18 protein-coding genes are annotated in these 17,285 nt (G+C 67.0%); 7 read left to right on the forward strand and 11 right to left on the reverse strand.

What is annotated here, in order from left to right; translation table 11 throughout:
• Window positions 1-21: 21 nt before the first annotated feature.
• From G8760_RS09090 to G8760_RS09125, 8 genes are all read right to left on the reverse strand, one after another.
• Entirely contained in the window at window positions 22-819 is a 798-nt protein-coding gene (locus tag G8760_RS09090) for an SDR family NAD(P)-dependent oxidoreductase (RefSeq protein ID WP_207782187.1), read from the reverse strand.
• Window positions 820-885: 66 nt separating this feature from the next.
• Entirely contained in the window at window positions 886-1,881 is a 996-nt protein-coding gene (locus tag G8760_RS09095; protein ID WP_166350125.1) for a ketoacyl-ACP synthase III, read from the reverse strand.
• A 30-nt stretch (window positions 1,882-1,911) separates the two neighbouring features.
• On the reverse strand, window positions 1,912-2,721 hold the full coding sequence (locus G8760_RS09100) for an enoyl-CoA hydratase/isomerase family protein (RefSeq protein ID WP_166350127.1): 810 nt from the start codon (window positions 2,719-2,721) through the stop codon (window positions 1,912-1,914).
• 99 nt (window positions 2,722-2,820) lie between these two features.
• Complete coding sequence (locus G8760_RS09105; RefSeq protein WP_166350129.1) at window positions 2,821-3,618, reverse strand: SDR family NAD(P)-dependent oxidoreductase; 798 nt, start codon at window positions 3,616-3,618, stop codon at window positions 2,821-2,823.
• A gap of 47 nt (window positions 3,619-3,665) precedes the next feature.
• Window positions 3,666-4,679, reverse strand: a complete 1,014-nt coding sequence (locus tag G8760_RS09110) for a ketoacyl-ACP synthase III (RefSeq protein WP_166350131.1) — start codon at window positions 4,677-4,679, stop codon at window positions 3,666-3,668.
• Window positions 4,672-5,745 (reverse strand): 3-oxoacyl-ACP synthase III family protein, encoded by a 1,074-nt coding sequence (locus G8760_RS09115; protein WP_207782188.1) that lies wholly within the window; start codon window positions 5,743-5,745, stop codon window positions 4,672-4,674. Before G8760_RS09115 ends, G8760_RS09110 begins: the two co-directional genes overlap by 8 nt.
• The gene (locus G8760_RS09120; RefSeq protein ID WP_166350133.1) at window positions 5,742-7,469 is read right to left on the reverse strand and encodes a CoA-transferase; all 1,728 of its coding nucleotides are present in this window, start codon (window positions 7,467-7,469) and stop codon (window positions 5,742-5,744) included. Before G8760_RS09120 ends, G8760_RS09115 begins: the two co-directional genes overlap by 4 nt.
• 52 nt (window positions 7,470-7,521) lie before the next feature.
• On the reverse strand, window positions 7,522-8,805 hold the full coding sequence (locus G8760_RS09125; RefSeq protein WP_166350135.1) for a beta-ketoacyl-[acyl-carrier-protein] synthase family protein: 1,284 nt from the start codon (window positions 8,803-8,805) through the stop codon (window positions 7,522-7,524).
• A gap of 375 nt (window positions 8,806-9,180) precedes the next feature.
• On the opposite strand from G8760_RS09125, the gene G8760_RS09130 reads away from it, so the two are divergent.
• The 4 genes from G8760_RS09130 (at window position 9,181) to G8760_RS09145 (ending at window position 12,279) form a co-directional block, all read left to right on the forward strand.
• The gene (locus G8760_RS09130) at window positions 9,181-9,945 is read left to right on the forward strand and encodes a crotonase/enoyl-CoA hydratase family protein (protein WP_166350137.1); all 765 of its coding nucleotides are present in this window, start codon (window positions 9,181-9,183) and stop codon (window positions 9,943-9,945) included.
• 83 nt (window positions 9,946-10,028) lie between these two features.
• Window positions 10,029-10,550, forward strand: coding sequence for a helix-turn-helix domain-containing protein (locus tag G8760_RS09135; RefSeq protein WP_166350139.1), 522 nt, complete (start codon window positions 10,029-10,031; stop codon window positions 10,548-10,550).
• On the forward strand, window positions 10,547-11,482 hold the full coding sequence (locus tag G8760_RS09140) for an ABC transporter ATP-binding protein (RefSeq protein WP_166350141.1): 936 nt from the start codon (window positions 10,547-10,549) through the stop codon (window positions 11,480-11,482). Before G8760_RS09135 ends, G8760_RS09140 begins: the two co-directional genes overlap by 4 nt.
• Window positions 11,479-12,279, forward strand: a complete 801-nt coding sequence (locus G8760_RS09145) for an ABC transporter permease subunit (protein ID WP_166350143.1) — start codon at window positions 11,479-11,481, stop codon at window positions 12,277-12,279. Before G8760_RS09140 ends, G8760_RS09145 begins: the two co-directional genes overlap by 4 nt.
• Window positions 12,280-12,444: 165 nt before the next feature.
• Here the strand turns inward: G8760_RS09145 and G8760_RS09150 are convergent, their stop codons facing one another.
• Both G8760_RS09150 and G8760_RS09155 read right to left on the reverse strand, forming a co-directional pair.
• Entirely contained in the window at window positions 12,445-13,593 is a 1,149-nt protein-coding gene (locus tag G8760_RS09150) for a GyrI-like domain-containing protein (RefSeq protein WP_166350145.1), read from the reverse strand.
• 108 nt (window positions 13,594-13,701) lie between these two features.
• Window positions 13,702-14,514: a SigB/SigF/SigG family RNA polymerase sigma factor gene (locus G8760_RS09155; protein ID WP_166350147.1), complete on the reverse strand. Its 813-nt coding sequence runs from the start codon at window positions 14,512-14,514 to the stop codon at window positions 13,702-13,704.
• 253 nt (window positions 14,515-14,767) lie between these two features.
• On the opposite strand from G8760_RS09155, the gene G8760_RS09160 reads away from it, so the two are divergent.
• Both G8760_RS09160 and G8760_RS09165 read left to right on the forward strand, forming a co-directional pair.
• Window positions 14,768-15,085, forward strand: a complete 318-nt coding sequence (locus G8760_RS09160) for a Fe-S cluster assembly protein HesB (protein ID WP_166350149.1) — start codon at window positions 14,768-14,770, stop codon at window positions 15,083-15,085.
• 111 nt (window positions 15,086-15,196) lie between these two features.
• Window positions 15,197-15,775 carry an SH3 domain-containing protein gene (locus G8760_RS09165; RefSeq protein WP_166350151.1) on the forward strand — a complete coding sequence of 193 codons (579 nt, stop codon included), beginning with the start codon at window positions 15,197-15,199 and terminating at the stop codon, window positions 15,773-15,775.
• 33 nt (window positions 15,776-15,808) lie between these two features.
• Here the strand turns inward: G8760_RS09165 and G8760_RS09170 are convergent, their stop codons facing one another.
• A complete protein-coding gene (locus G8760_RS09170; protein ID WP_166350153.1) occupies window positions 15,809-16,780 on the reverse strand; it encodes an NAD(P)-dependent oxidoreductase in 972 nt (323 codons plus the stop codon).
• Window positions 16,781-16,885: 105 nt separating this feature from the next.
• On the opposite strand from G8760_RS09170, the gene G8760_RS09175 reads away from it, so the two are divergent.
• Entirely contained in the window at window positions 16,886-17,236 is a 351-nt protein-coding gene (locus G8760_RS09175) for a winged helix-turn-helix transcriptional regulator (protein ID WP_166350155.1), read from the forward strand.
• The last annotated feature ends 49 nt before the right edge of the window (window positions 17,237-17,285 follow it).

A 17,285-nucleotide genomic window follows, 5' to 3' on the forward strand; every position in this document is an offset into this window, starting at 1 on the left:
CTCCGTCGACTAGACATGTGTTCATATGGCGCCGCCGTCGATGCCCACCGACTGGCCGGTGATCCCGGAGGAAAAGTCGGACAAGAGGTACGCGATGAGATGGGCTACCTCGGTCGCGGAGAGCAGTCGCCGCAGAGCTGTGTTGCGCACGGCGTGCCGCACGTAGCGCTCCCAGGTCAGGCCATCGAGTCCATGGTGTTCGGCCAGGCTGGCGATGAAGTCGCGGCCATATCGCTCGCCCTCGTCCAGGCCGGGGGTGTCGACGAGGCCGGGGAGGACGGCGTTCACCCGCACACCGAACGGGCCGAGCTCGAGGGCGAGCGACTCGGCCAGTCCGCGCAAGCCGAACTTCGACGCACAGTAGGCCGTGTTGGCCGGTATCCCGCGTCGGCCAGCGACGGAGGACACGATGACGATGCTGCCCGATGCACGTTCCATCATGGTCGGCACCACCAAGCGGCAGACGCGGAATGCTCCGGTGAGATTGACGTCCAGGGTGTGCTGCCAGTTCTCTTCGGTCTGATCGACGAGGAATGCCTGCCGCATTCCGTATCCGGCGTTGCTGACCAAGAGGTCAACCGGTCCGAACCTGTCGACACACCGTGCGACCGCACTCTCGACGGCGTCGGGGTCACGGAGATCCGCGGGTGCGACGCAGGCACGACCGCCGGCGTCGGCGATCTCCTTGCGGACTGCTTCGAGCGCGGGCTCGTTGCGGCTCAACAGGGCCACGGCAGCCCCTTCACCGGCGATCACCCGAGCCGTCTCGGCGCCGATGCCGCTGCTGGCGCCGGTGACGAGGGCCGTTCGTCCGGTCAAGGACTGTCTCGTCGCAGGTGGCACGTTCACTGTTGGTCAGCCTTTCCAGGGATGGCGCACGTGGGATCACAACCGGAAGAGCAAGGCGCCCTCGAAGAACCCGGAGCCGATAGCCGGGGTGAGGTAGAGCTGACCCGGCCGGGTTCGCCCACTCAGAAGTAGCTCGGATAGCGCGACGGGGATGGAGGCGCTCGAGGTATTGGCGCGGCTTTCGATCGTCACGACGAACCGGGCCTGATCGATGCCGACCTTCTCTTGGACGGCGTGGTGAATTGGATCCGTCGCCGGGTGCGGCAGGACCCAGTCGACGTCGTCGATCGTCAAGCCGTTGCGGGCGAGCATCTCCTCGACGACGCGTACGTTGCCATCGATCGCGCGTTCGACGATCTCGGGTCTGCTGGTGATCCAGCCGTCCGGCTTGCGCGCCCAAATCATCTGAGCACTCTCCCCGTCGCTGATCAGCAGTGAGTCGATGAGCCCAGCGGCGCCGTGGCCGGCGTCCTGGAGGTCGTGCCGTTCGAGAACTACGGCCCCGGCAGCGTCGCCGGCGACCAACTCGCCTTTGCTGCCGGGGCGGGTCCGCCTGGAGAACTGCTCGGAGCATGTGATCACCGCGACGTGCCAGCTACGCATGGCGATCAACATCGCGGCGGCGGTCTGTACCCCGTGCACGAAACCGGTGCAGGCGCCGCAGAGATCGAAGCCGAGGGCGTTGGAGGCACCGAGCCGGCTGGCCACGGTCGGTCCCAGCTCTGGCACCCACTGCCGCTCGGTCCAGTTGGTGACGATGACGAGGTCGATGTCTTCCGGGGCTCGTCCGGCACTCCGCAAGGCATGGTGAGCGGCGTGCACGGCCATGTAGTCGACGGTCTCTTGCTCGTTGGCGATGTGTCGGGACTTGACGCCGAGCCTTCCGATCACCGCCTGATCGACCGGGTTGAACCGGCCTTCGGTCGCCGCGGGGGTGTTGTGTTCGACGTGTTTGGGGAAGTAGTGGCCGATTCCCGTCAGCCGGAGTCCAGAGTGCGTCCATATGCCGCCGACCCGTTCCGTCACGGTCATATCCGTCTCCTTTGCGCTGAAAGCGATGTGTCATCGACCGGTGAACTGTGGCTCGCGCCGCTCGAGATAGGCGGCCGGGCCTTCGGTTCCGTCCTCGGTCTCGGTGCAGGCACGCACGTGGTAGAGGTCCTGCATACGCAGGCCATACTCGATCGGCTGCCCCCAGGTCCTCTCACGCAGCTCTTTGAATAGGGCGATGGCCTTCGTTGGGGCGTGCGCGAGCCGCCGACCCAGGTCCGCCGCCGCGCGATCGAAGGAGTCGTTGGCGACAACCCGGTCCACGAGACCGATCCGCAGTGCCTCGTCCGCCTCGACGAGCCGTCCGGTCAGAAAGATCTCGGTGGCTCTGGCTGGCCCCACGACTCGGGCCAGCATGACCGCGTTGCCAAGGTGACCGAGGTGAATGAGGCCGCTACCGATGCGTGCCCGCCCACTAGCCAGCCGGTAGTCAGCCGCGCAGGCGATCTCCGCTCCGGCTCCGACCGCGGCGCCGTCGATCGCCGCGATGGTGGGTTTCGGTGCTTGGATCATCGCTTCGCAGATTCTGAGATAGAAGGCGTCTCCGGTTTCGGGGAAGGAGGGAGTGTGCGCTCGTTCGCCCTCGACCAGCTCACGTAACCCCGAGATGTCGTCGCCAGCGCAGAAACAGTGGTCGGTGCCGGTGAGCAGCACTGCCCGCACGGCCGAGTCGTGAGATGCTCGCACCACCGCTTCCAACAGGCGCGTGCCTAGCTCCCGGTCGAGTCCGTGCCGCCGGTGCGGCCGGTTCAGCCGAAGGGTGGTCAATCCGTCGGCGTGTTCTTCGTGGAGCACGGCGCCGGTTTGGTCGAGAGGGTCCATGGGTCTTCCGTTCGTTAGCTGACGGGTGTCGTCGTCGGGGCGAGGCCGGGGCGGGGGACCGACAGCTGCCAGCCCGTCAGAACCCGGGGCCGGTCTGCGTCACGTGATCCGGGCAGGGAAACCACCTCCGGACACCTCGAGCACCGTGCCGGTGAGATAGGTGTTGTCAACGGCGTGTTGTACCGCCGCCGCGATCTCGCTCTCCTCGGCGAATCGTCGTAGCGGCACCTGATGGCGAAGTCGCTCGATGAATCGACCGTGTGCGGGATTGTCGGCGCTCTTCTCCCGCAGCGCTTGTCCGTTGACGACTCCGGGTGCAACGGCGACGACGCGTACTCCGAACTCAGCTAACTCGAGCGCCCAGCTGCGAGTGAGCGACACTACGCCCGCCTTGGCGGCGGCGTATGCGGATTGCCCCCACGAGCCTGGCCACGTGGAACTGGCGATCGGCACGATCACTCCTGGTGTGCCGGCCTGCGCCATGGTGAGGGCAGCGTGCCGGCCCACCAGGAAAGTCCCAGTGAGGCAAAGGTCGATGATCTCTTGCCATTCCCCGGTACCGTGCATCGACCACGCGTCGCCGTCGTGCCGCGGCGCGCGGATCAGCTGCTTCGACAGGTTCCGGCCGGCGGCCATGACACACACTCCGAGTGGGCCGCCCTGAGCGATGTCGGTGAACAGGCGGGCAACGCTGCTCGGGCTGGTGACGTCGACCTCGGCGGCGGCTAGGTGCCGGCCCTGAGCGGCCGCCTGCCCAATGGAGTGGTCGAGCTGGGTCCGGCGCCGGGCCGCTATAGTCGTCGGCCACCCCGCCTCGGCAAGGGTCTGTGCCACCGCCGCGCCGATACCTCGGCTGCCGCCGACGACGAGCGCCCGCGCTTGGTGTTGCGGCGTCACCTAGACCTCCTCCATCTCTGCGTCGGGTTGGTTGTCGTGTCTTCTCGTCACAGGCGGAACAGGAGGGCACCGTGGTACCAGCCGGCGCCGATGGCCGGGCTGAGGACGAGGTCCTCTGGGCGGAACATGCCGGCATCGCTGAACTCCGACAGCACCACCGGTATCGAGGCGCTCGCGGTGTTGCCACGGTCATGGAAGTTGACCAAGAAGCGCTCGTCCGCTACCCCGAGCTTGTCGCGCAGTCTCTCGTTGACGGCGTCGGTTCCCGGATGTGGAACCACCCAGTCGACGTCGTCGACGGTGTATCCGGAGCGTTCCAGGACGTGACGGCAGGCATCCACCATGTCAGCCGCCGCATGGTCGGCCAGCTCCGCGCGGCTGGTGATCCACGCGTCCGGGGTCCGCACGGTCACCAGGTCCGCGCGGCTCCCGTCGCTGCGAACGATCGAGTCGAGCAGTCCGCCGCGGCCGCTGGCTGTGCGCTCGAGCACAACCGCGCCAGCTGCGTCGCCGCAGATGAGCTCGCTCTTACTGCCTGGACGTGCCCGTCGGCTGAACCGTTCGGAGGACACGACGACGGCGTATCGGAGCTCGGGCATCGCAACCAGAGAGGCAGCGGCCAGTTGGACACCATGAACGAAACCCACACAGGCCGCCGAAACATCGAAGGCGAACGCCGACGTGGCACCGAGCAGTTCGGCGACCTGCGGTGCGTGATCGGGCAGGTAGGGCGGGTCCGTCCAGTTGCTGACGACGAGAAGGTCGAGGTCGTCGGCGGCCAGCCCGGCATGGCCGAGGGCCGCGCGGGCCGCATGGCTGGCCATGAACGCGACGCTCTCGTGATCACCGGCGACGTGGCGCGAGCTGACGGTCACCCGGCCGAGGACGGCGGTGTCGACGACGTTGCCCGGTCGCCGATATGAGTGGACGTCGTTTCGGACGAGGCGCTCGGGGTAGTAGTGGCCGAAGCCGGTAATCGCCAGGCCCGCGGCGATCCACCGGGGCGTGCTGCCGGGGCCCCGCTGCGGGTAAGAGAGCGCCGCTGTGGTGGACCTACTCATGGTCGCCTCCTCGCGGGCGGCCGTAGCTGAAGAGCATCGCCCCCCAGCTGAATCCCCGCCCGATGGCCATGCTGAGGATGCGGTCGCCGCGTTGCACGCGACCGCCGTGGACGTATTCCGATAGGCAGCCGGGCACGCTGACGCTCGACGTGTTGCCGCGGCGGTCGATGTTGAGAAGAACCCGTGGGTCCTCGGTGATCCCGAGCCCTTCCTGCACCTGGCGGATGAGATTGAGATTTCCCTGGTGCGGCACTATCCAATCGACGTTCTGCGGCCTCAGGCCAGTGTTGCCCAGCACCCGGCGTGCCGCGTCGATGAGCATGCCGGGGGCGACGTCGCCCACGAGCCGCCCTTTCATCAGCATCTTGTCCTGCGAGTCGATGTCGAACGCGTCGTAGTGGGTCGCGTCGGAGGACAAGGTCAAGGCGTGTAGGCCGTCTGACAGCTGGCCGGGCTCTTGGAGTGCGACGTCGGCACGCCACACAGCGGCTGCGGCGCCCCCTCCGAAGAGCACCGAGTTGCGAAAGGAGAAGTTCAGAATCGGCCGGGGGTTCTCGGCGCAGACGACGAGCACGTTGCGTGCTTGAGCGGTGGCGATGAGACCACGAGCCACCAGGCTCGCATGCATGAACCCGGCGCAGGCCACCCCCATCACATCCAGGCACATCGCCGTCCCCGCACCAATACGGCGTTGTACCGGCAACGCCACGTCCATGTAGTTGTTGCCCGGACTCGTCGGGTTGACGCGCGGCCTCGACGTCGCACTGGTGCCGATGATGGCGTCGATGCTGGAAGGCTCGACGCCCGCGTCGTCCAGGGCCATCCACACCGCACGCTCCGCGGTGTCGACATGCCGCTCGCCATCGGGGAGCCAGTGCCGAGTGTGCACCCCGGTGTTGCGAACGATCCAGTCGTCGTCGACGTCGAGCCCGAGCTCTCGGGAGAAATAGCCGTTCTCGATCGGCTCGCCCGGGAAGTCATGTCCGATCCCGTCGAGGACCATCAGGACTCCCGGCCGGGCCGATGTGCCAACTGCGGGCGAGACCTGACCTGTCCGTGTCGTCATCGGTAGACCCCCTCGGGGTCGATGGATCGCAGCAGTGCCAGCTCGGGGGTGGTGAGCGGCGGCTCGTGGCGCAGGCGTCGCGCGACCCCGGAGCCCCACGCGGTGAGTTGTGCCACGGCGTCGACCGGTGCCAGGCCGGCGACCCGCGGCGCGGGGAACCAGGTCGTGAGCGTGAATGGCTCCGTGCCGCCGTCCCGCTCGAACTCGCCAAAGTCGGCGACGACCCAGCGCACAGTCCGTCCGGGTGAGGTGATGAAGTCGACGGCCGGCACGTACCGGGCGGGTGAGGCAGGTGCCACGATCATGGTGTCGACATGGCTCGCCACGTCGTTGGCGCCGCCCGAGCCGACGAGGAAAGCACCGCTGGACGTCCGGCTGGTGTTGACGTTGCCGAGCACGTCGATCTGAGCCGCCGACAGGACGCCGAGGGTGCGCCCGCGGTCGCCCGCGACCAGGCCGCCGAGCACGTCGAGAGTGCCAGCCAGCAGACGGGCTCGGGCGACGTGCCGCTGGGAGAAGAGAAAGGTGTCTCCCGGCTCCGGCGTGAAGTCGATCATGCCGAGCTCGTTCACCAGGTCGACATGCACCCCGGATGTCTCGAGCTGGTGCGCCGCTAGCCAGCACGCGAGGTGGGAGACTCCAAGACCAGCGAGCACGGTTCGATACCCACGGCTCTCGACGGCCCTGGCGATCGCTCGGGCGGCCATGACGACGTGCCATTCCCGGTCTGAGGCGGCGCCTGAAGCCACCTTGGTCGGGCCTCGGGCGCGTACGGCCGCCGGCGGCGAGGCAAGCGTCGCGGCCGGCACGTCGACGGTCAACGCGGCGAGCCTGGTCGGGCCGAGCCGGTCGAGATAGCCATCGTGGCCTCCAGATCCGGAGACCCATTGCCGAAACCACTCCCGGCAGGTGGCCGGGTGGACGCAGGCGGCCGCGAGGTCGGTGAGAAAGGCGTAGTCGTCCAGGTAACCAACGACGTCCGTGCCGGGCATTGGCGACAGACCCTGGGGATGTGCACCGAACGGACAAACGGCGACACCCAGGACACGCTCGGCCGGCACCACGGTGACGGCCCCGGGAGGTGCCTGGTCGCATACCGCCTCCACGGTCGCGAGCACGCCTTGCCGGGCGGCCAGGGCGCCCCACCAGCCTTCACCGGCCGGGCCGCTCAGGTAGAGATTCCCGAGCTGGTCGGCGTAGTGGGCATGGAGCAGGGTGACGTCTGGGGTGAGCGGCGGGACCAGGACGGCCGGGCGGGCGCCGCTCGTGTCGGTGGACACGACGGGGAGCGGGGCGGCGCGTCCGGTCGGAAGCGACGAGCCGACGAGCGAGCCGGTGACGGCGCCTGGTGTCTGGGTGGCCCCGGCCACGAGCCGCTGAAGGAGAGACAACAGGCTCCACTCCTCGACGGGGAACGGTACTCCCTCGGGAAGCCGCGCGTAGAGGGGATTGGGCCGCGCGGATGGCACCGTGTCGCCGGCGAAGCAGGTCACCGCCCTCGAGATGACGCCGGCCATGACCAGGGCATGCATGGATGCGTGCATCGCGTTGACGCTGACCTCGAACGTTCCGCGTCTTGCGAAGCTCCGGGCTACGGCCAGGACGAGGGCGTTGGGGCGCGACATGGTCGATGCGACATGCAGATGCAGACCCGAGGTCAGGTGGTCAGCACACAACTCGTCGACGTTGCGAGCGAGACGAATGCCAGGCGCTGGAGTGGTCATCCGGTACCGCCCGCCACGTCGCGGGGCCCAGCGTGGCTACGTCGCCCGCCGGTCATGCCGCGGCCTCGAGGACCACGGCCGAGCTCTGGCTGCCGATGGCGAAGGACAGGGACAACGCCAGCTGAACCTTTCCCGGACGGGGCCCTTCGGTGACGTGGTCATGATCACATTCAGGTTCGGCGATCTCGCAGTTGATGGTCGGGGCCAGGCACTGGTGGCGAAGCATCAGCGCGATGGCGGCGCAGTTCATCAGTCCGGCCGCCCCGAGGAGATGCCCGTAGATCGGCTTGATGGAGCCTAGGGGCGCCCAGGTAGAGCGCCGTGGCCCGAAGAGGTGTGACAGCGCACGGCTCTCGGCGACGTCGTTGTATCGCGTAGCGGTGCCATGGCCACAGATGTAGTCGAGATCGTGCGGAGCCCGGCCGGTCGCGTCGAGCGCCTGGTTCATCATGGTGGCCGATGTCCGGCCCGAGAGGTCCATCCGAGTGGCGTGAGCAGCCTCGTTGATGCTGTGGTAGGCACGTAGCGACGCATATGGCCGCGCGCCTCGGGCGAGTGCGTGAGGCGCCCGCTCTAGCACCATCACCACGGCACCTTCGCCCAGCGCAAATCCGTCGCGATGGACGTCGTACGGTCGGATGGCCCGTTGCGGCTCGGTCTCCCGAGTCAAAACGCTGCTGCCGGGTGAGGAGTACAGCTGCAACAGTTCGGGAACGAGCGGGAGCTCGTGGCCGACGACGAACATGACGTCGGCGCGGCTCTCCTGGAGCTCGTGGGCGGCGATGCCTAGCGCCTGGTGTCCGCCTACGCAGGCGTTGGCGATCGTAGTGACCAGGCCGCGGGCGCCCAGCTGCACGGCGCTCAATGCCGCGGGTGTCCCCGGCAGGGACGCGAAGATGGACTGGGTCACGGAGATCGGTGGCACGTCGGGGTTGAACGTCCGGCCCGAGGCCGTCTGTGACCACCACTCGACGGGCCCGCGGGCGCTGGAGGCGACCACTCCGGTGCGGTCAGGGGTGATGTGGTCGAGCCCGGCGTCCAGGGCGGCGTTCCGTACGGCGGACAGCACGATCAAGATGTCACGGCTGTACCGTTTCGCGAAGCCGTCGGGCAGCCCGGGCACGTAGCGCTGGTGGTGGAAGACGTGGATTCGCCCTGCGCTGTGGACTCCGGTCTGGCCACGCAAGGTCGCTGGCAGCTGGCTCAGTTGGGATAGCCCGCTGCCGAGGTGGTGCCAGACGTCGTCCGGGGTGTCCGCGTGCGGCAAGATGAATCCGAGCCCACTGATGACGACATCGCGAAATGCGGCCGCTTGTGCATGATTGCGCCCCACCATGATGTCCCCTATATGCCGGTATTCCCCTTCTGTGCTTGCGGTTCCTAACTCCACCGCATGGCGGGCGGATCGGCGAGGGCCGAGGAGTACCCCTTCTCGATGGCGTGAGGGACCATTAGTACCGGTTTGTCCGGGTGCGGCGAGGAGCAGATCGAGACCACTGGTCCACCTGCTGGTACCGCGGGTACCTATTCGGTGCGCGCTTGAGTACTTCAAGGCCGATGTCCCCGTTCCTGCCGGAGATTAGTGTGAGTCGCGAGCCGTGAAGGCGCTCGTGGTGCACAAGGGGGAGCCGGCTGTGCGTTGTAGCGCCGTGGCTTCACCGGTCTAGGTGTTGTTCCGTCATCCCACACAGCCAGGGAGCTGCCACAACCGATGGTCGACAGCGTGAGCCTCGAGTGCATCGACCACATCCTGGTGGTGACGATCGATCGGCCGGAGCGGCGCAACGCCATCGACGTAGCCACCGCGGAAGCGATCGCCAGGGGAGTGGACCTTCTGGACGCCGATCCACATCTGCGGGCCGGTGTTCTGACGGGATCTGGTTCTTGGTTCTCGGCCGGGATGGACCTGGCCGAGCTCGTGGCAGGCCGTGGAGGTTCGGTACCGGGACGGGGATTCGCCGGCCTGGCCGAATCGCCGTCGGACAAGCCGCTGGTGGCCGCCGTCGAAGGCGGGGCGTACGGCGGTGGGCTGGAACTGCTCCTCTGTTGCGATCTCGTCGTCGCCGCCAGTAACGCGCGGCTCTGCCTACCGGAAGTACGTCGCGGTCTGATCCCGGCGGCCGGAGGGCTGTTCCGCCTGCCAGGCCGGTTGCCACACCACGTCGCCATGGAGGTCATACTCACCGGCGAGCCACTCACCGCCGCGCGCGCCGAGAGGTACGGATTGGTCAACCAGTTGTGTGAACCAGGCAAGGCGCGGGACGCCGCGATCGAACTCGCCAGGCGGATAGCGGCGGCGGCGCCGTTGGCCGTGCGGACCGCCAAGCAGGTCGTGACCGAAGCCTACCGGTGGCCGCGGGGCGAGGAATTCGCCCGCCAGCGCCCGTTCGTCGATCGTGTGCGTGGCTCGCGGGACGCGCGGGAGGGTTCGCAGGCCTTCCTGGAACGACGAGACCCGATCTGGACGGGCTCATGACGTCCCCGCACCTGGGCCTCACCAGTGGTACCGGGCCCGCGGTGGACGAGACCTGGCAGCCACCGGAATGTGGGTGCATTCTCATGATTGACCACAGCGAGCCGAATGACCTGCAAAGACACCCTGACGAGAAACGGGTGGCGGCCTGGGTGGACACCATCTGCGATCGGCTCGCTCATCATGGGCTCACGCCGATCGCTGGACGAATCGTCGGACATCTCCTGGTGTGCGAACCGCCATATCGCACGGCCAAGGAGCTTGCGGCCGAGGTGAGCGCCAGCCGCGCTGCCATCAGCATCAGCACCCGGCAGCTGGTCGAGGCGGGGTGGCTGCACCGGTGGACCCGCCGCGATGACCGCGCCGCGGTGTACGGGATCAACTGTGCTCAGTGGGCTCAGCTGATCCGACGCCAGCTTGCCAGCACCACGGAGCTGCGGGAGCTCTTCGACGAAGGAATAGCGCTGGTGGGTCACGACAATCCCCGGGCCCGACGGTTGTGCGCGGCCCGGGATCCCTACGTCTGGATGGAATGGGAGTTCGCCGAGGTGTGGAAGCGCTGGGAAGCCAGGAGATGGGCACATCACGCAGAGGAGGAAACACCATGAGCGCCGTCCCGGTCGTCTCATGCGTGGGCGTCACCAAGAGATTCGAGAGTCTCACCGCGGTCGACCGCCTCGATCTGGACATTCCCGCCGGGATCGTCTTCGGTTATCTCGGCCCCAATGGCGCAGGCAAGACGACGACGATCAGAATGATCATGGGGCTTGCGCGCCCGACGTCCGGGAGCCTAGCCCTGTTCGGGGTCGATCCGGCATCGCCGCGCAACGCCGACGTGCGCATGCGGGTCGGCTACCTACCGGGCGAGCTGCGCCTGGATGAAAAGCTGACGTCCGGTGAGCAGTTGGAGCACTGGGCTCGGCTGCGTGGCCCCACGAGTGTCGACGCCACCTACCGAGACGCGCTCGTCGATCGTCTCGGGCTCGCGCTCGATCGCCCGGTCCGCACCTTGTCGACGGGCAATCGACGGAAGGTCGGATTGGTCGGCGCCTTCATGTCTCGCCCGGAACTCCTCGTACTCGACGAGCCGACCAGCGGCCTCGACCCGCTGATGCAACAAGAATTCTTGAGCATGGTGGACGAGGTGAGGGCCGAGGGTCGAACCGTTCTGCTCTCCTCACATGTGTTGTCGGAGGTCGAACGGCTGGCGGACCGGGTGGTGGTGCTCCGTGCTGGGCAGATGGTGCTCGACGGAGCCGTGCCCGAACTTCAGCGGCAGGCGCTGCAGAAGTTGACCGCGACGTTCAACGGTGCGCCTCCGGTCGCGGAGCTCGAAGGACTGGCCGCGGTAACCGACGTCACCGTCGACGGAGCCACCGTCACCTGCCGCATCACCGGCCCGGTACATCCGGTGCTCGACGTCCTGGCCCGGCACCGTGTCGAGGCGATCACCGCTCCTCAGCGTGAAATCGAGGACGCTTTCTTGGACCTATACGACACCTCGGGTTCACCCGAGCAGCCGAATGGAGCGGACACGTGATCGGCGGCAAAGAGGTCGTGGTCCACGCACACAGACGCTTGCGCCGTGGGGCGCTGATCTGGGCGGGAGTCCTGCTCGCCCTCATCTTCAGCGTGATGGCGGCCTGGCCCGGGTTCCGGGACTCCGAGACCGGCGTGTTGACCGACGACTTACCTACGGCCGTCACCCGTGCGTTTGGCCTGTCCGACCTCGGCGATCCGGCCGGCTTCCTGGACTCCAACTTGTTCTCCCTCGTTCTGCCGCTCCTGCTGATCTGTGTGGCCGTCGCATGGGCCAACGGCCTGACGGCTGGAGACGAGGATGCCGGCCGGCTCGAGGTGGAGTTGTCGTTGCCCGTCACCCGCGCGGGGCTGATGGTCCGCCGCTTCATCGTCGCCGCAGGGTGGCTGGTGGGGCTTGGAGTGGTCGTCGTCCTTGGGCTCCTTGTTGCCATGCCGGCCTTGGATCTCGACGCTTCACTGGCGCGGACAATGGGTGCGACAGCAGCTGTTGTCCTGCTGGCGATACTCCATGGGGCGGTGTACTACTGTGCAGCAGGCCTGGGTGCCCCGCGCAACCAGGCACTCGGCATCGCTGGTGGCGTGGCCGGGGCCGGTTATGTCCTGCGCTCGCTGCTGCCACTCAGTGAGCCACTTGAACCCGTCGAAGTGGTATCGCCGTGGTACTGGTTGCTCGGGGATGGCCCGGTGCAACACGGGGTCCCCATCGGGGGCGCGGTGCTCGCACTGGTGATGGTTGGTGTCCTGCTCATGGTGGGCAACTGGGGGCTGACGCGCAGGGACATCCGCCCCGCGTAGCGTTTGGTCCGTCCGACGCCGTCGTACAGCGCGGTCATCCAGAACACCACCCGATGCTGGCGCAGCTGACTTGCTGGCTTCAAATGACGGATAGATGCTCCGCAGAGGGCTCTATGCGCCATAGAAAGCCAGGAAGTGGCATGCGGGTTGGTCGGGTGCGGAGCCTCAGAGCCGGGCGACGGGTTGTCGCAGGATGGTCTTGAGTTTGGCGGGTTCGGTTTTGCGGGGATCACCGAGGTAGATCTCGTGGTGCCGGCCACGCAGCGTGAGGCCGTTCGCGGGCAGGTAGTCGTCGTGCAGGCGCTGCAGGGTGGCGGCCTCGTCGTCGTACGGACCGATGTGCATGATCTGCGCGGCCGGGCCTTCGGTGTAGCGCTCGAAACGCAGCCGTCCGAGTGCCGGTAGATCCTTCTTGCTGGCCGTGGTCTGGATGGCGTCGTCCACCATGGACTGGGTGATCCATTCGGGCTGGTTGATCATCATCGTCCATTGCCACTTGTTTTTGTCGCGGCTCTTGAAGACCGCGTAGTCCTCAGCCCACCAGAGCCCTTCGAGTGGGGCGACGACGTAGTCGCGGCCGAGCTGGTTCTTGCTGGCGAATTTCAGCGTGTACGCCACGGCGTAGAGTGCCTCGACGGCTTCCCGGTACAACTCCGACGTGTTGGGATCGCCGTCGCCGTCGACCATCAGAAAGGCCATCTCGGGGACCTCGACGAGTTGGAAGTCGCGGGCGTGTGGGGCGTAGAGGTCCTTGCGGTCTTTCTTGACGTCGAACTTGTCCATGGTTCCTTCCAAGGTGCGGATAGTGGTGTCGAGCCAGGCCAGTTCGGTCTCCATATGTGCCTGGCTGTAATGGAAGATGGCGGCGACGAATGGAGGGACCATCTCCTGCGTGGCCCGCGCTGTCAGCACGGTGGTGAGTTGCTCGCTGAGTCGAGCACGCCGCTCGCGCAACGCGGCGACGACCTCCGGGGTCGGTAGCGCTGGACTGTTGGCGAGGCCGACGAGCACCGACGGGTGTGCCGGCCGGAGTTCGGCGAGCGCTGCGCGGGTAGCAGCCGCCAGCCTGTCGGCACCGGCGGTGGTGACCGCGTAGGTGCGTCGGCCCTTGCCGCCACCAGCGGGGGACTGGCTGGAAACCAGTCCTCGTGACGCCAACCGGTTGAGAACGTAGTAGATGGACGAGAAACCCAACGCCGTCCACTCCCGGATGCCGCGTGCCTCGATGACGGCTTCCAGCTCGTAGCCATGCCGGGGGTGTTCGGCGACGAGGCCCAGGATGGTCAGTTCGGCGTCGGTGAGTGTGTCGGCCACGGGTCTATTCTAGCACTAGAATAGACCCGGCGGCTCACCTCATCTTGGGCCGCTCCGAATGGAAGTCATGGCCGGTTCAACGGCGGCGGCGCTGGGCCCGGTGGTTGCTCAGCGGATCTGTTCGACACCCTCGAGTTTGTGTCGCAAGGTCAGGAGAATGCGGGTGAGTAGCCGTGAGACCTGCATCTGGGTCACGCCGATCTCCTGGGCGATGTGCTGTTGTGTCCACCCCCGGAAGAACCGCAGGAGGAGGATCTGGCGGTCTCGTTCGGGCAACTCCCGGCACAACGGCGCCAAAGCGACCCGGGCCTCCGACCGGGCGAACCCGCCGTCGGTCTCACCCAGCGTGTCGGACAGCCGGACACCGTCGTCGGTCCGGCTGGGCGCGTCGATGGACGCCGGTGTGTAGCAACTGCGGCACGACACGGCTTCGTCGACCTCGTCGACGGGGATCCCCAGCTCATCGGCGATCTCCGTGGTTGTCGGCGTATGTCCCAGTTCCTGGGACAGCTCGGAGCTGGTGGCGGTGATCTGGCGGTGCAGGTCTTGAATCCGGCGCGGTGGGCGGATCGTCCAGCCGTGGTCGCGGAAATACCGTTTGATCTCACCGGAGATGGTAGGGACGGCGAACGATGCGAAGTCGACACCACGGTCCGGGGAATATCGCCGGACCGCATTCACCAGGCCCAGCTGTGCCACCTGAATCACGTCGGACAACTCAACCGAACGGTTGGCGTACCGCCGAGCGATCGACTCCGCCCATCGACGGTTGACCAGAATCGCCTCGTCCTGCAACCGACGACGCTCGTCGGGGTCGATGCACGCGGCAGCCTCGCTCAGTAGCCGATGGGTCAACTCCCACCGATCCTGCGAGTCGTGATTGCGCTCCTTGACATTCTGTAGGTCACTCTGACCAGGCATAACCCAACACCTACTCAACATTCGAGTGGACGTAGCTGCCTGCTCAACCACGACAAACGCCGGGACGGCCACCAATCCCGCGACGATCGCCCCGGTTTTGGTGCCCCTCCCACCAGAGCCTCTACCCGTGTTGCCAGATCACAAACAAACGTAGGTGCCGGGTAGGCGTAGAGCGCACCGAGGTGGGTACCGGTGACGAGTGGCGCCTCGTAACCCCGGGGCGTGCCAAAACGAGGGAAGCGAGCAGACGATGATGCTGACTCTGACAGACGAGGCGGTCACGGCGATTCGGGCGCTCACGGCGCGGCCCGACGTGTCGGAGGGGGCCGGCCTGCGGATCTCGTCGGCGGCGGCGGAGAACGGTTCGGTGGAGGTGGTCGCCGCCTTGTCGGCCGGCCCGGCCCCGAGCGACCACGTCGTCGAGGCTGCCGACGTGACGGTCTACGTCGATGTGATGGTTGTTCCGGTCGTCGAAGACAAGATCCTCGATGCGGAGACCACCAACGAAGGACAGGTGCGGTTCGACCTGCTCAGCGTCCGTGGCATCGACGACGGAACAAGCGGGATATAGGGCAGGACGAGGCGCAGCCCGGTAGGCAACCGGGATCGGCCGTCGCGCGTCATGGTGGTCAAGAACCCAAGCCCGGCCAGGTCACCCGGCCGGCGACCCCAGGAGGTCACCATGACCATCAAGCATCGCGCCCGCCGGGCCGCGGTGGCGATCGGCCTCGCCACCATCGTTCCACTGGGCTTGATGGCCGCGGCACCCGCGGCTCATGCGTCCAGTGGCTCGTACGACGGAAAGGTCGTCGCGTCGACGTCGTTGAACGTGCGTGCGGCGCCGACGTCGGCAGCACCCAAGGTGGGGTCGCTCGCCCGCGGGGCCAAGGTGAAGATCCAATGTAAGGTCTTCGGGCCCTCGGTTGGTGGCAACGACCTCTGGTACAAGCTGTCGAGTGGGAAGTGGGTCACCGCCCGGTACGTGTCCAACGTGGGGGCCGCGCCGCACTTCTGCGGCAAGGGCAAAACCTACGTCGGCAAGGTGCTGCCCTCGACCCTGAACGTGCGCACCGGGCCGCACACGTCGAACGCGAAGACCAGTTCGGCGCCGCGCGGCATCGAGTTGGTGCTGGTGTGCAAGGTCGACAGCAAGAAGGTCGACGGCAACCCGCGCTGGTACCAGTTGGTCGGAGACGGCGGCGGCCAGTGGGTGGCGGCCCGCTACGTGTCCAATGTTGGTGCCGCACCACCCTATTGCTGAGGTGCTGAGCTTCAGGCAGCCGGCACGCGGGGGTCAGGCGACGCTCCGAGCAGCGCCTGACTCCCGGAGCCCTTCGATGATGCGTTCCGTGGCGGCAGTACCGAAACCAGCCGCCACCTGCTGGTCGACCAGCGCCTTCACCGCGTTCAGCAGCACTGGGCTGACCCCGGCGTCCTGGCCGGCCCGGTGGATGGCGTCGACGGCGGACTTGGTGAAGTTGAGGTCCTGCCCGGCGGCGTGGTAGTCGCCGCGGTCGATCGGGCCGGCGAAGGCCGGTAGCTGCTGGGCCATGGCGGTCAGCCACGGGACCGCACGAGTGGAGAAATCCTCGGCCGATATCCCTGCGTCGCGTACCATGGCGGCGCCTTGGAAGAATCCGGCGAACATGAGGTACATGCCGGCGAGCAAGGCGAAGTCTTGCAACGCCGCGACGCCAGGGTCGGCGCCGACGTAGTCGGCCGTGCCGAGTAGCTCCAACGTCTGGCGGTGGGTGTCGAACACCGTGCGGTCGCCGCTGTAGAGAATCGATGCGTCCGGCTGGCCGATCATGTCGGGGACAGCCATGATGCCGCCATCGAGGTACCCGGCGCCGTGGGGTGTCGCCCAGGCGGCCAGCTCGCGCGATTCCGTCGGTGTGGTGCTGGTGAGGTTCACCAGAACGCGGCCGGTCAGGCCAGCGGCGATGGGGTCCAACACGTCGTGGACGGACGAGTGGTCGAGCAGGCACACGATCACGAGATCAGCGGACGCCATGGCCTCCTGAGGCTGCTGCGCGTGGATGGCTCCGGCCGCGACGAGTGACGTTGCGCGGCCCGGCGTGCGGTTCCAGACGGTGGTGGGGTGTCCGCCTTGGAGGAACGTGCGGGCGAGCGCCTGCCCCATGGCCCCTAAACCGAGGACGGTGATCGCAGGGAGGTCGGTGTTGGTAGCCGCAGAGCCGCTGGCGATGGTGTTGACCCCGGTGGCGGTCTTGGTCGCAGGTGACGTGTGCTGTTCTGGTGCCATACCGTCATGGTTGCCGGATACCGCCTGAGCGGCAAGTACCTACTATAATGTGGGGTACTTACCTTCTGGTTTGTCAGCAGGTCAGCTAGGTTCGCCGGAGGCGAGATGAGAGACGGGCCATACTTCTGTGGGATCGACGCCGCCATGGACGTGGTGGGCGGCAAATGGAAAGCACTCATCCTCTGGGAGCTGCACAACAGCGGGATACGCCGCTTCGGCGAACTCCGTCGGGGTTTACCAGGGGTGTCGGAGAAGGTGCTCATTCAGCAGCTGCGGGAGCTGGAGCAGGACGGCATCGTCTACCGGCAGGTCTACGCCGAGGTTCCGCCGCGCGTGGAGTACTCGTTGACCGACCATGGCCGGGCGTTGAACGACGCGTTAGGGCCCCTGGGAGAGTGGGGCAGTCAGCGCATCGAACGGATCGGCGCTGAGCGGATACCACACCACTCTGGCTGACCCGCCGGTGTAGAGGCGCTCTGATATCGTCGGTGCCTGTACCGCACAG

This window comes from Phytoactinopolyspora limicola (assembly GCF_011320225.1).
GTDB classification, from domain to species: domain Bacteria; phylum Actinomycetota; class Actinomycetes; order Jiangellales; family Jiangellaceae; genus Phytoactinopolyspora; species Phytoactinopolyspora limicola.